This window comes from Streptomyces sp. NPDC102402 (assembly GCF_044765765.1).
Lineage (GTDB): Bacteria > Actinomycetota > Actinomycetes > Streptomycetales > Streptomycetaceae > Streptomyces.
This window is the reverse complement of sequence record NZ_JBIWKR010000004.1, coordinates 105,343-119,337: the sequence shown is the minus strand read 5'-3', so window position 1 is coordinate 119,337 and position 13,995 is coordinate 105,343. Positions and strand designations below refer to the sequence as shown.

10 protein-coding genes are annotated in these 13,995 nt (G+C 71.9%); 6 read left to right on the top strand and 4 right to left on the bottom strand.

Annotated features, from left to right (window positions below; translation table 11 throughout):
- Position 1: 1 nt before the first annotated feature.
- From ACIRJR_RS14305 to ACIRJR_RS14290, 4 genes are all read left to right on the top strand, one after another.
- Positions 2-1,753, top strand: coding sequence for a glycoside hydrolase family 43 protein (locus ACIRJR_RS14305; protein ID WP_403779011.1), 1,752 nt, complete (start codon positions 2-4; stop codon positions 1,751-1,753).
- 85 nt (positions 1,754-1,838) lie between these two features.
- Positions 1,839-2,906 carry a LacI family DNA-binding transcriptional regulator gene (locus ACIRJR_RS14300; RefSeq protein ID WP_403779008.1) on the top strand — a complete coding sequence of 356 codons (1,068 nt, stop codon included), beginning with the start codon at positions 1,839-1,841 and terminating at the stop codon, positions 2,904-2,906.
- 904 nt (positions 2,907-3,810) lie between these two features.
- On the top strand, positions 3,811-5,001 hold the full coding sequence (locus ACIRJR_RS14295) for an RICIN domain-containing protein (RefSeq protein ID WP_403779006.1): 1,191 nt from the start codon (positions 3,811-3,813) through the stop codon (positions 4,999-5,001).
- A complete protein-coding gene (locus ACIRJR_RS14290; protein WP_403779003.1) occupies positions 4,998-7,223 on the top strand; it encodes a CBM35 domain-containing protein in 2,226 nt (741 codons plus the stop codon). Before ACIRJR_RS14295 ends, ACIRJR_RS14290 begins: the two co-directional genes overlap by 4 nt.
- A gap of 76 nt (positions 7,224-7,299) precedes the next feature.
- Here the strand turns inward: ACIRJR_RS14290 and ACIRJR_RS14285 are convergent, their stop codons facing one another.
- Together ACIRJR_RS14285 and ACIRJR_RS14280 are read right to left on the bottom strand one after the other, a co-directional pair.
- Positions 7,300-8,580, bottom strand: a complete 1,281-nt coding sequence (locus ACIRJR_RS14285) for a hypothetical protein (protein WP_403779000.1) — start codon at positions 8,578-8,580, stop codon at positions 7,300-7,302.
- 35 nt (positions 8,581-8,615) lie between these two features.
- Positions 8,616-9,977 (bottom strand): hypothetical protein, encoded by a 1,362-nt coding sequence (locus tag ACIRJR_RS14280; protein WP_403778997.1) that lies wholly within the window; start codon positions 9,975-9,977, stop codon positions 8,616-8,618.
- Positions 9,978-10,204: 227 nt separating this feature from the next.
- Here ACIRJR_RS14280 and ACIRJR_RS14275 point away from each other — a divergent pair, with 227 nt between their 5' ends.
- Together ACIRJR_RS14275 and ACIRJR_RS14270 are read left to right on the top strand one after the other, a co-directional pair.
- Positions 10,205-11,005, top strand: coding sequence for a M23 family metallopeptidase (locus ACIRJR_RS14275; RefSeq protein ID WP_329225117.1), 801 nt, complete (start codon positions 10,205-10,207; stop codon positions 11,003-11,005).
- A 192-nt stretch (positions 11,006-11,197) separates the two neighbouring features.
- The gene (locus ACIRJR_RS14270) at positions 11,198-12,187 is read left to right on the top strand and encodes an ArsR/SmtB family transcription factor (RefSeq protein WP_403778993.1); all 990 of its coding nucleotides are present in this window, start codon (positions 11,198-11,200) and stop codon (positions 12,185-12,187) included.
- 57 nt (positions 12,188-12,244) lie between these two features.
- On the opposite strand, the gene ACIRJR_RS14265 is transcribed toward ACIRJR_RS14270, so the two are convergent.
- Together ACIRJR_RS14265 and ACIRJR_RS14260 are read right to left on the bottom strand one after the other, a co-directional pair.
- On the bottom strand, positions 12,245-12,772 hold the full coding sequence (locus ACIRJR_RS14265) for an NUDIX hydrolase family protein (RefSeq protein ID WP_403780310.1): 528 nt from the start codon (positions 12,770-12,772) through the stop codon (positions 12,245-12,247).
- A gap of 149 nt (positions 12,773-12,921) precedes the next feature.
- The gene (locus ACIRJR_RS14260) at positions 12,922-13,923 is read right to left on the bottom strand and encodes an NEW3 domain-containing protein (protein WP_403778990.1); all 1,002 of its coding nucleotides are present in this window, start codon (positions 13,921-13,923) and stop codon (positions 12,922-12,924) included.
- Between the last annotated feature and the right edge of the window lie 72 nt (positions 13,924-13,995).

The following is a 13,995-nucleotide window of genomic DNA, read 5'->3' as shown; positions in this document are numbered from 1 at the left end:
GATGACCGCCGTGCCCACCGCCCCCGACCAGGACCGTCCCCACCGCCGGACGCACGCGGAGCAGCGCCCCGCGACCATCGTCAACCCGGTGCTGCCGGGGTTCCACCCCGACCCCTCGATCCTGCGCGTCGGAGACGACTACTACATCGCGACCTCCACCTTCGAATGGCTCCCCGGCGTCGCCGTCCACCACTCACGTGACCTCGTGAACTGGCGGGCGCTCGGGGGCATCCTCCGCGAGGAGCGGACGCTCGACCTGACGGGCCGACCCGACTCCGGCGGGGTCTGGGCACCGTGCCTCTCGTACACCGACGGCCTCTTCCACCTCGTCTACAGCGATGTCACCAATCTCTCCGGAGCGTTCAAGGACGTACGCAACTTCGTCATCACCGCTCCCGCGATCGACGGACCGTGGTCGGACCCGGCACCCTTCCCGAGCCACGGCTTCGACCCGTCCCTCTTCCACGACGACGGCCCGGAAGGCGACGGACGCAGCTGGGCCCTGTGGATGGAGTGGGACCACCGCACCGGCCACCACCCCTTCGCAGGGATCCTGCTCCAGGAGTGGGACCGCGAGGAGCGGCAGGTCACCGGCCCGCTGCACCGAGTCTTCGACGGCACCCCCCTCGCACACACCGAGGGGCCGCACCTCTACCGCACCGGCGGCTGGTACTACCTGATGACGGCGGAGGGCGGCACATCCTGGTCCCACGCAGTCACCGTCGCCCGTTCACGGACGCTCACGGGGCCCTACGAGGCTGACCCGTCGGGCCCTCTCCTCACTTCCGCCGGACACGAGGCATGGCCGCTCCAGAAGGCCGGTCACGGCAGTCTCGTCGAGACGCCCGACAGGGAGTGGTACCTCGCCCACCTCATGGCCCGCCCGCTCACGCCCATGGGCTCCTGCGTACTCGGACGAGAGACCGCGCTCCAGCGCATCGAGTGGAACGACGACGGATGGCCCCGGCTGGCCGGAGCCGGGGGTTCCGCGCCGACGAGCGCCCGGCCCTCCCCGCAGGCCGCCGGACACCTGCCGAGAACCGCGGTGCCCGGCCCCGCACTGCCACCCGCCCCGGTCGCGGCGGTCCCGGCCCTCGACCACTTCGACGGACCCGGGCTGACCACGCCCTGGGCGACACTCCGCCGCCACCCCGACCCCTCCTGGCTCGACCTCACCGGACGTCCGGGACACCTGCGGCTGCGAGGCGGCCAGTCACTGGGCTCCACCCACGGCCAGAGCCTCGTGGCGCGCAGACAGCAGGCGACGTCCTTCGACTTCTCCGCCCGGCTGGAGGCCGAACCCCGCTCACCGCTCCAGATGGCGGGCATCGTCCACTACTACAACTCCACGCTCTGGCACTACCTCCACCTGACCTGGGACGAACACCTGGGCCGTGTCCTGCGCGTCGGACTGTGCGACCACGGCAGATACCTGGAACCCGACCCGGCCGTCGCCGTCCCCGACGGCCCGCTGGACCTCCTGCTCACGGTCCGCACGGCACGGGCGCACTTCGCGTGGCGCGCCGCCGACGGTTCCCCGTGGCGGACCGTCGGACCGGACCTCGACGTCACACGCCTCTCCGACGAGAGCGCGACCCAGGGGGACCCTGCCACGGGGCACTTCACGTCCTGGGGGTTCACGGGAGCGTTCGCCGGCCTGTGCGTCCAGGACCTCACCGGCGCCGCACTGGAAGCCGACTTCGCCTGGGCGGAATACCGGGAGACAAGTTCCGGCCGTCACGAGGAGCGGTGAGAGCGGCAGAGGGACCATGGCAGACTCGACGGTCAAGGCGCAGGAACGGCGCCGTGCGGACTTCTCAGTGGAACGGACACCTCGGATGACCTCGGAAACCCGCGACAGCCCGGGCAGGGTCACCCTGAACATGATCGCCTCCGAAGCCGGGGTCTCCGTCTCCACCGTCTCCAAAGTGCTCAACGGCCGCTCCGACGTGTCCGCGGACACCAAGGAACGGGTCGAGGCGGTCATGGACCACCTCGGCTACCAGCGGCGCCCGGCGCGCAGACGCGGGGCCGTCATCGATCTCGTCCTCAACGAGCTCGACAGCCTCTGGTCGGTGGAGATCATCCGCGGCGTGGACGAGGTGCTCCACGAAGCGGGGGCCAGCATGGTCCTCTCGGCCGTCCACGGCCGCAGCTCCGACACCCGTGAGTGGATCGACCAGCTCGCGGCCCGCCGCAGCAACGGGGCGATCCTGGTCGTCTCCGACCTCACGCAGCAGCAGCGGAAGAGGCTCACCGCGCTGGACGTCCCCTTCGTCCTCCTCGATCCCGTCGGCAGCGTCGACGCCCTCGTGCCCACGGTCGGAGCGACCAACTGGGCCGGTGCCGTGAGCGCCACCGAGCACCTCATCGCACTTGGGCACACCCGCATCGCCCACCTGGCGGGCCCACGGCAGGTGCTGTGCAGCAGGGCGCGCGCAGACGGCTTCCGCGCCACGATGGAGCAGGCCGGACTGCCCATGCCGGCCGGCTGGGTGGCGCACGGGGAGTTCAACCACGCCTCCGGCCGCGCCGAGACGACCCGGCTGCTGGACGGGCTCGAGGACTCCGGCGAGCAACCGCCCACCGCTGTCTTCGCGGCCAGCGACCTCCAGGCGCTCGGCGCCTTCGAGGTGCTGCGCGACCGCGGCTTCGCCATCCCGTCCGACATCAGCATCGTCGGTTTCGACGACCTGCCGGTCGCCCGCTGGACGCATCCCCCGCTCACGACCGTCCGTCAGCCGCTCTTCGAGATGGCCTCGGTGGCCGCGAACGCGCTGCTCCGGGTGATCGACGGCGAGCCGGCGGACCAGTTCAGGCTGGAACTCGCGACCCAGCTGGTGGTACGCGGCAGCACGGCTCCCCCGCCCCCCGGCGTGCCCCGGGCCGTCCGAGCCCAGGTTTGAGCGCGCCCGTGGGGCCGGCCGCCGCCGGCCCCACGGTTCACCAGGGAGGGATCACTGCCCGTAGACCTGGAACTCGTAAAGCGAGACGCCGTGGAGATGGGCACCCGCACGATGTTGATGCCACGCTCGGCCATCGACTTCGTGATCTCGGTGTTGCCCGACCACAGGCCGTGGAAGACGCGTTCGGTGGCGTTGAAGCCGAACCAGTTGGTGCCGGCAGCCGGACCTTGTCACCGTTCTGGTCGACGATCTGATTGCCCCGGGTGCGCAGCCAGTCCTTGGCCGGGACGGCCGCGGCCGTCCCGGCCGGCGGGGGAGGCGGCTGCGGGAGCCTGTGCCGCCGCCGGGACGACCCGGGCGGCGGCGGGAGTGGCGACGACGGCCGGTGCGGCTGCCAGGAGGCGGGCCACCACGGCCGTGAGCATCGCCCGGGGCGGACGTCTCCTGAGGAAATTCACGGGCACCTTCCGATGTCCAGGAGGACGGCCATTACTGGGAGCGCTCCCATTCGGGTGAACGTCGCATCTCCTCGCCCGGGACGGAAGTCCTTTGCGCCGGGCATCGCATTCCCGGAGGAAATGCCGAGAGGTGTGACGTGCTGTTTCGAGACCATGAAGGCCATTATTTCCAGCCAACTGGCGGCCGATCAGTGGGAGTGAACGCCAAGAAGGTGCCGTGATGCCGCCGTCGTCGAATGCATGTGTGGCTGGAACTCGACCACCGCGGCGCGAAATCGGATGCCGCTTCTACCGGTAGATCTGTCGAGAATCCGAGGATTCCCGAACGCGGCTTCCTCAGCCGGTCGCCGGTGTGCAGAATTCAGGGCGCATGGGAGCGCTCCCCTCCAGATTCGGGGCGCTTCCCCCTCGCCTCGTTTCCGGGGCCAGCGCAGAGAGGCGCACGCATGCCGACGCAGCCGCGAAACCCGAGCCGCGCTCCGACCGTCCTCCGTACCTGGGCCGCCCTGCTGTCTCTGCTCGCCGCCACGTTCGGCGCGTACCTCGCGGTGGCGCCCACCGCGGCGGCGGCGACGACCCTGTGCGAGCCGTACGCCTCGGCCGGCATTCAGCAGGGGCGCTACGTCGTACAGAACAACCGCTGGGGCGCGTCGACGCGCCAGTGCGTCGAGGTCCGCGACCGCGGGTTCGCCGTCACCGCGGCCGACCACCACAACCCCACGAACAACGTCCCCGCCGGATATCCGTCGGTCTACGCGGGCTGCCACTACGGCAACTGCACCACCGGCAGCGGACTTCCGCTCCGGGTCGGCGATGCGGCAGCGGCCCGCAGCTCGGTCGCGATGACCCGGCCCGCCGCGGGGGAATGGAACGCCTCCTACGACCTGTGGTTCGACCCGACCCCCCGGACGGATGGCCAGAACACCGGTGCCGAACTCATGATCTGGCTCGACCACCGCGGCCGTCCGCAGCCCATCGGCTCGAAGGTCGCCACCGCCCGGATCGAGGGGGCCGACTGGGACGTCTGGGTCGGCAACATCGGCTGGAACGTCATCTCCTACGTCCGTACCGCGGGAACCGGCTCACTCGACTTCGCGGTACGGTCCTTCACCGACGACGCCGTGGCCCGGGGCCAGATCCAGAGCTCCTGGTACCTGACCAGCGTGCAGGCAGGATTCGAGCCCTGGGTCGGCGGGGAGGGGCTCGCCGTCGACGACTTCTCCTTCACGGCGAACGGCGCCGCGGGCGGCGCGGAGGCCGTCGTCGGGCGGCAGAGCAAGCGCTGCCTCGACGTCATGAACGGCAGCAGCGCCAACGGCACCCCGGTGATCCTCTGGGACTGCTGGGGCGGGGCGCCCCAGCAGTGGACCCTCGCGTCCGACGGAACGGTACGGGCCCTCGGCAAGTGCCTGGAGGTCGCGGGCGGAGCGGGTGCCCGTGCCAACGGCTCCGGCGTCGGACTGTGGGACTGCTGGGGCGGGGCCAATCAGAAGTGGACCCTGGGCAGCGACGGGACACTCCGCAACCCCAACTCCGGGCGCTGCCTCGAAGCCGCCGGCCAGGGGACCGGCAACGGCACCCGGATCCAGATCTGGGACTGCTGGGGCGGCGAGAACATGAAGTGGGACGTCCGGTGAGCGCCCGCGGCGGACTGCGGCTGACCGCGCTGCTCGCCTCGGTGGCGCTCGCGGTGTCCCTCTCAGGCCCGGCGGCCGGCCGGAGCCCCGGCCCCGCACGGGCGGCGGCGGAGGAGCCGGAGGTCATCACCGTGGACACCGGGCAGCAGTCCGGGCCCCTGAAGAAGGCCGGCCTCGGCACCCTCTTCGGTGTCACGACCACCCCGGACACCCCCGCCACGCTCGCCGACGGATCGCAGGTGCTGCTCTCCCAGCACCAGAGCCTGGACGGCGACATCTCCTACCCGAGCTCCACCGAGGCCGTGGCCGGCAGACTGCGCGGGACGGGGGTGAAGATGGTCGCCCGGTACAACGACCTCATGGGTGGCTGGCCCTACGTCTGGAAGGGCGTCGAGGACTGGATGGGCAAGGTCGACAGTGCGACCCGCTCCGTCCAGAAGTACAAGGACGTGCTCCACTCCGTCGCGCCGCTCAACGAACCGGACAACAAGCTGGGCCCGCACGCGGACAGCCCGTTCATGACCGACCCCAGGGTGCGGGGCACCACGTACGACGCCAAGGTCAACTGGCTGTGGACCGAGACCGTGCGTCGCATCCGGGCCACCGACCCGACGGTGAAGGTCATGGGCCCCAACTACGAGCACTACAACCCCTGGGAGTCCGCCGACCGCCAGCCCCGGATGCGTGCCTTCCTCGTCAACGCGAAGAACACCGGGACCCTCCCGGACATCATCGGCTGGCACAGCCTGGGACCCAGCCCGGGAGACGTCCCCGAATCGCTCACCCGCTACTACCGTCCCCTGGAGAAGGAACTCGGCATCTCGCCCCGTCCCGTGATGATCGAGGAATACGGCCCGGGCAACGGAGAGTTCGAAGGCGTGCCCGGCACGATGATCAAACACTGGGCGGAGTTCGCGCGCTACGGAGTCGACTCCGCGGCCATGGGCATCTACACCAACCCCGGCCTCCTCGGGAACACCCTCCGCCGCACGGCGGACGGGCTGCGGCCCAACGGCGGCTGGTACGCCATGAACTGGTTCCGTGAGATGCGGGGGACCCAGCTCGCCGTCAGCCGCTGGGACACCCGTCACTACCAGGCGGCCGACGGAGTCGCCTCCTGGGACCCCGACGCGCGGACCGTCACCGTCCTGGCGGGCGGCGACGACGGGGACATCGACGTACGGCTGCTCGGGCTGGCCGCCCGGGGCCTGGGGCCGCAGGTCAGGGTCAGTGTGGACTACGCCCTGTGGACCACCGACCCGCTGGCCACCGACCGCAGGCCGGACCGTGCCGGCGACCCCCAGAGCGCCCCGTACAACGTGTACGACAAGGTGCTCACCCTGGACGCCGGCGGTCATCTGACGGTCCCGATCCGCCGGATGGAACGCCTCAACGGGTACCGGATCACGGTCCGGCCCGCGTCCACGCCCACCGAGCGCCCAGGCAAGTACGAGGCCGAGGATGCGCGTGGCACCGATGTCGTCCCTCACCTGGGCAGTGACACGGCGCTCGCCTCCGGGCGCGGCTACGTCGGCGGGATCGACCGCGCGGGCAGCTCCCTCGCCTTCACCGTGCAGGCGGCGAAAGCGGGGATCCACACGATGACCGTGCGCTACGCCAACGGCACCGCCGGACCGGCGAGCCACACCGTCACCGTCGGGACCGAGAGGCAGGGGGAGGTGGAGTACGAGGCCACCGGCGGCTGGGCGAACACCACGATGCGCACCGCGACCACGCGCGTGGCACTGTCGGCCGGCAGCAACACCGTCACGCTCTCCAAAGGCCTCGGCCACGCGGAGCTGGACTACATCGACGTCCGCCCCGACACCCACCGCTACGAGGCCGAGAGCGCCGCGGTCACGGACGCGGCGACCCGGCACTACCAGTGGAACGAGTTCCCCGACTACGTAGGAGGCATCGACCGCCCGACGAGCGCGGTGGAGTTCACGGTCGAAGCGCCCCGGGACGGCAGCTACCTGCTGGACGTCGGATACGCCAACGGCCGGACGGGCGCGGCCGACCACACCGTCACCGTCGGCGGCGTGGACGCGGGCCGGATCAGCTACCCCTCCACGGGGGCGTGGCTCGGGACAGCCCGGCAGGACGCCGTGGCGAAGACCGCCACGGCGCGCGTCACCCTGCGCGAGGGCACGAACCGGATCCGGCTGACCAAGGGCCAGGGGTACGCCGAGATCGACTGGGCAGCCCTGCGGCCCGGCTGACGCCTGCCGGCGCGGTGACGCACCCCCTCATGGGCTCGCACGGCTGTGCGGGCCCATGAGGTCCGCCCCGCGGGGGTCAGCAGTTCGGTACGCCGGGCAGCCAACTGTCGGCGACGTCGATGAAGATGTTGGAGATGTATCCGCCGTAGTCCGGCAGGTAGGACCACGCGTCGTTGCTGTGGCCGTCGGCCTCGACGAGCTGGCCGCGCACCTGGCACTGCACACGCACCGTCGTGGGGCCGGGGAGCTGGGCGACGCGGGTGGAGGCGCTGGTGGCCTGCTGACGGATGTTGACGGCGGTGCCCCAGGTCGGGAACGACTTGGTGGGGGCGCCGGTGCCGGTCCACAGATAGGTGACGGTGACCCAGCCGTTGTCGTTCAGACCGACGTTGTAGAAGGTCCCGTCGGCCAGGTCTATGCCGGCCGGGTTGAGCACCCGGCGGCCGGACCCGTCCAACCCGCCGTTGTAGCCGTTCTGGTAGGCGGCCTGTGCCTCGGGCCTGCCCTGCGGCAGGTCCTTGAAGGACTCGCGGACGGAGGACGGATTCCAGTGGTCGTCACGGGTGTTCCACGGCCCGACGTCCCACACCGGGGCGGTCTCGCAGCGCACCGGTCCGCAGACGCGCACCGAGTACTGCCCGCTGCCCTTCGGGGAGAGGCCGCGCCGGGAGGGCAGCGCCACGAAGTGGTCGTTCGGGACGATCACATGCCCGTTCGCCGTGGTGCCGCCGACCAGGCCCTCCCGGGTCGCGTAGACGCTGGCCGTGAAGGCCTCCGCGGCCTCGGCCTTCATGGGAGTCTCGCCGAGCTCGGCACTCAGGCGCAGGGCGCTGACGGTCGGAGCGGTGCCGTTCGGCGAGGCGGTCAGGGTGATCCGGGTCTGCACGCGGGTGACGGCCCGGGGGAGCAGGGCGGGGCTGCCTTCGCGCGCCTCGCGCCATTCGGTCCACCGGCCCAGCCCGTCCCGTCCGCGCACGTCGACGGCGACCTGGGCTCCGCCGGGGACGGTGGCCTCGAGGTCGGAGGCGATCCGGTCGACGGCGCGGTCGAGGACGCGTACGGGGAGCAGGACCGTGCCCTGGCCCTGGGCGGTGCGGGAGGCGGCGGGCCTCAGGCCGGTGTCGTGGAGGCGTAGTCCACCGTCGGCGCGGCTGAGATTCGTCGCGTCCGCTGCCGGTGCGGACAGGTCCGCCCGCCAGCTGACGGCCCCGAGAGGGGCGTCGTCGGGCACGGCGTCGCGGGCGGCGGCCGGTCCGGCCGTGAGTGTCAGGGCCACGACGGCCGACAGCGACGCGACGACGGCCGCTCCTCGGCGTACGGGGAGGGCGTGGGCGTTCGGTCTCTGGTTGCGCAGCACGGTGCGCCTCCTTCTCGGTGGGGGCGGGGAAGGTGTCATGAGCAGCGGGGTACGCCCGGAAGCGTGTTGTCCGGGGAGGTGACGTAGATGTTGGTGATCCAGCCGCCGTACTGGGGCAGATACGCCCACCAGTCGTTGACGTAGGGCGGAACCGACACCTGGCCGCCCTGCTTCTGGCAGGCGACGAGGACGTCCACTCCGGCGGGCAGCGTGGTGAGGGCGGCGGAGGAGGTGGTGGGCGCCGTGCGGACACGGACGCCACTGCCCCAGGTGGTGAACCGGGTGCCGGAGGGGCGGACGGCTCCGGGCACGTCCAGGGAACCGGTGAGGGCGGTCACCTTGCTGTAGGCGGTTCCGTACGGGGTGCCGTCAGGGTGCAGGGTGAGCACGGCGACCACCGTCCGGTCGTCGGGCCCCACGGTGCCGGTGGTGTGCAGCGCGTCGGACGTCAGGTCCACCGCGGCGGCGGAGGCGCCTCCGGAGGGCGGCGCGGCGCCGGGGGACCTCCGTCCGGTGACGGCTCCCTCGGCGCCGTCCGCCGGTACGGACGTACGGGAACCCCGGCCCGCGACGCGCGAGGGCGCGGCAGCCGGTGTCCCGGAGGAGACACAGCCGCCGGAGCTGAAGCCGGACCATCCCTGCTTGACGGCTCCGGGACCGTCGAAAGCGGAAGGCAGCCCGAACCCCTGGTCGTAGCCGTCGGCGGCGCACCGCTCGGACCGGTGCAGCGCGCCCATGACGAGGTCGCGCACCGGTGCCGGTGCCGTGTCGAGGAGGTAGCGGTAGACGCGGACGGTGTCGGCGGCGGTGGTCGCCGTGTAGCCCCAGTAACCGGGGTAGCCGGCCGGCGGCGGGGCCGTACCGGTGAGTCCCAGACGGGGCACCATGCGGGAGACGACCGCGCTGCCGCCACCCACGGACCAGTAGTGGCCGGCGGCGGCGTCGTCACTCCTGCTCAGCATCGCCTCGAGCCGGTCCCGGTCCGCCTGCGGCACCTCGTAGCCGGGCCCCCGGTTCCACAGGAAGTCCAGTGCGAGCAGCAACTTGACCACGGACGCGGAACGGAAGGCGCGGTCCGCCTGGAGGGACTCGGTGAAGCGGCCGGTGAGCCGGTCGAACACCGCGACGCCCGCTGTGACGTTCGTGGGGATGTCCACGGCGCTGCGATGCTCCGTTCCGGTCGGCGTCAGCTCGGCTTCGGACACCGCCACCGCGGGTCCGATGGGCGGGGGCGCGGCGGACGGGCCGACGCGGACTCCGACGGGTGAGGAGAGGGCGGCAGGGTGTCCGGTGGGTGAGGCCGCCGCGGAGCCGGCCGGCGCGAGCAGGAGACCGGCAGCGGTCGTGAGAGCGGCGGCGAGGATCGACGCCCGGCGGGCGGAACGGGGCGAAGGCATGGGAGTGGGGGCTCCTTCGGGGGCACCGACGTACCGGGCCGGGCGGCCCGGTGGGCTGTGGCACGTGGACGCCACCGTGGAGGCGCCCCGGCGCGAGGCGCAAGGAATTCGTTCCTGGTCGAAGGAGACCGGCGCACGCTTGTCAGCGCAACGGCCCCCCGCTACGTTCCCGACGTCTCACCACGCCCCGGCTGCGTCCGGGCCGCCTCCCCCACCTAGGAGCATTCGTGAGGTTCCTCAGACGCCTTCCCGCCCTGTTCGTCGTCGCCCTGATGGCCCTGACCGGACTCTCCGCAGTCCCGGCGCAGGCCGGGGAGACCGGTGCGACGGCCGCGCCGGTCTTCAAGGCGCCCTACCCCTGCGGTCAGCGATGGACGTACAGCCACCACTCCGCCGAGGTGCGCCGTGCACTCGACTTCGTACGCGCCGACGGCGGTACGACCGCGGGCACTCCGGTACTCGCCTCGGCAGCCGGCACGGCGACCCGCTACTCGCAGCCGAGCGGCGCCGGCAACTACATAGCCATCGACCACGGCGGCGGCTGGAAGACGTACTACTTCCACCTCTCCGCGTACTCCGTCCCGAGCGGCGCGTCCGTGGCCCAGGGGCAGCAGATCGGCGTGACCGGCAGCACCGGCAACTCCTCCGGAGCCCACATCCACTACGAGCAACTGCTCAACGGGGTGGGCCAGAACATCGTCATCAACGGCGCCGGCCTCTCCTACCCCGGCAGTTACAACCAGGCGTACCTGACCAGCGACAACGGCTGCGGCGGCAGTGGCGTTCCGTTCAACACCTGGGGCAGCGGGGTGAACGTCCGGGCCGACGCCCGCGTCAGCGCTCCCGTCGTCACCACCCTCGCCGGACCGACGGCCGTGCGCGTGCTGTGCCAGAAGCAGGGCGACACGGTCAATGCCGAGGGATACAGCAACAACTGGTGGAGCAAACTGCGTGACCAGAACGGCTTCATCAGCAACATCTACATCGATCACCCCGCCGCGCAGCTGCCCGGCGTACCGCTCTGCTGAACCATGACAGCGGTTCCCGGCGGCCCGGCACGGGGTGAAATCCGGTCGGGCCGCCGTGGATTCCGGCCGAACCGGCACCGGGCCGCGTACCAGGTTGCTGACATGCGTGCGTCACATTCGTGATGCGCGTAGAGTGCCGCTGGACGGGCGCCACCGAGCACCCGTGACCACCGGGGGTGCGCTGTGCTACGGGTGGAATTCACGAGCCAGGAACTAGCCCGCTTACGCGTCGCGTCCGGCGTGGACCCCCTCTGGGAGACGGCGCTCAGCCTGCACCTCCTCCAGAACCGCCAAGCGCCCCTCACGTTCGGGGCATGGCGCCGGGAAGCGGGCGCGGCACTGCGACGATCCGGCCTCGTCTCCGTGACCCGCGCTCTGACACGACTCTGCCCGGACGGCACCTACTTCCCCGACTTCCTGACACCCGGCCGAGGGGACACGGACCTGGAGACCGGGCTCGACCGGATGCGCTCCACGCCCCGGCGCCGCCTGCGTGCCGAGATCACCCGGCTGCACGCGCACACGGCGGGTCCCGTCCCGGCCGGCCTGCGCCCACTCGCCGACGGATGCCCCCGGGCGCTGCGCCGGCTGGGCACCGCCCTGCGTGCCTATCACCAGGTGGCCGTCGAGCCCTACCTCACCACGATGCGGACACAGGCGGCAGCCGACCGGACCGCACGTGCCCAAGCCGTCCTCACCGACGGCGCGGAGGGCCTGCTCACCGGATACGACCACCTGCCCGGGTGGCGCTACCGGGACCGGATCCTGCGCGCCCCGTACCCCGTCGAGCGCGAACTGGGCCTACGAGGCAGGACGCTGACCCTGGTTCCGGCCTTCTTCTGCGTACGCGCGCCGCTCGCCCTCGTCGACGAGGAACTGCCGCCGGTCCTCGTCCACCCCCTCTCGCCCGCGCCCGGCTGGCTCGAACGCAGCCACCACAGCAGGGACGCCCCGGTGGCACAGCTCATCGGCGCCTCGCGTGCCGAACTCCTCCGGATGCTGGACCGCCCGATGACCACCATGGACATCGCCGCCGCACTGAGCCTCGCGCCGTCCACGGCCAGCCGGCACGCCACCGTGCTCCGCGAGGCGGGACTGCTCCTCTCCCAGCGCCAGGGCGTCCGGGTGCTCCACCACCGGACGGGGCTCGGCCGGGCGGTGCTGGAGGGCGCTGCCGAATGAGCCGCGGTACGGACGGCCGGCGAACCTGAACCGGGTGCACCGGCCACCCGGGCGCTGTCAGTAGGCGTGTCCCACATGGGCGAGAGCCTGCTTCAGGAGTACTCCCTGGCCGCCCGGCATCTCGTTCTGCACCGCGGGGGACGCTGCCTCCTGCGGGCTGAACCAGACCAGGTCCAGCGCGTCCTGCCGCGGCCGGCAGTCCCCGGACACCGGCACGACGTACGCCAGGGACACCGCGTGCTGGCGCGGGTCGTGGAACGGGGTGACGCCGGCGGTGGGGAAGTACTCGGCAACGGTGAAGGGCTGCAGGGCCGTCGGAACACGGGGCAGGGCCACCGGACCGAGGTCCTTCTCCAGATGGCGCAGCAGCGCGTCACGGACGCGCTCATGGTGCAGCACGCGGCCGGACACGAGGGCGCGGCTGATGGTGCCACCGGAGCCGATGCGCAGGAGCAGCCCGATGCTGGTGACCTCGCCGCTGTCGTCCACGCGTACAGGCACGGCCTCGACGTACAGGACGGGCATCCTGGCCCTGGCCATGTCCAGTTCGTCCGTGGTGAGCCAGCCGGGCGTGGTTTCCGTCATGTCAGCCATCGCTTGATCATACTTCCCGGCCGTGCCCGGGGCGCGTGTCTCGCAGGATCCCGCTCGGCGTCCTCCGGCAGGACCGGACACCATGCCGGGCCGGCCGGGGCGGATGAGCGGCCCGGCCGGCCCGACATGGTGCTACGCGGTCACGGTGCGGTCGCCATGTCGAAGATGTGGATGTTGGCGTTCGAGGGCAGGACCACGAAATCGACCGTCTTCGCCGGGTCCAGCGGGATCGAGTGGGCGAAGACCCGGTACTGCACCGTGGCGTTGCCGTACCCGTCAGGACGGTTGCGCCCGTCCGTCGACTTCACCAGTGTCGCGCCGTGCGCGTCGGCCGGGTCGAAGGACCAGTTGGGAAAGCCGAACGTGCCGGTGCTGGCCGTGCCGTCCGTGTAGTACGCGGTGGCGTTCCCCGTCGCGCCGCTCGTGACGCCCGAGCCGAGGAAGACGAGCTTGCTGCCCTTCCCGGAGAGCCTCACCGCCTGCCCCGAGCTCGCCACGTTGTCCTTGGTCCCGGCCGCCACGTCGGGCCAGGCCAGCTCGGCACCCAGGGCTTCGACCGCCGCGCCCCGGGGCAGGCCCGCCGCCGCCAGTTTCTGTGCGGAGAAGCTGTTGCCCTCGCCGTCGTAGTCGCCCGGACCGGTCGCGGACTCGTCGGTGATGGCGACGTTGTTGTACGCCGCCGCCAGGCTCGCCTGCGGGGAACCGGAGCGCTCGGTGCGGGTCCCGGTGGCGGCGCCCCGGCCGTCCCCGCCCTGGTAGGTCGCAGTAGCGGTGAAGGTCCGGAGGGCGAAGCCGGCGCGCCTCTCCGGCACCTGGATCCGGAAGGTGGCGTCGGCCGACCTGCCGGTCGCGAGGGACCCGCCCACGGTCTGGACGGCCGGCTGCACGGCCCAGCCCGTCGGCCCGGCGAACGCGACCCTGAGCGAACGGAGCCGCTGGGAACCGGCGTTCTTGACCGTGACCTTCACAGCGGAGATGGCCGGACCGTCGAGGTCCACAGGAGAGATGGTCACCTCTGTCGCCGCTGCCGGGGCTTCAGAGGCGGCCGCAGTCGCCTGGGCGGGGACGAGGGCGGTCGCGCCGGCCGTGGTGAGGGCCACCGCCAGGGTTCTGAGCGCACCCGTCCGTTGTGCTGATCTCATCGTCTGCTCCTTCGAGTGACCGAATGTCTCCATGGCCGATACATCCGAATTCCCGGGCACACCGGGTGCCCG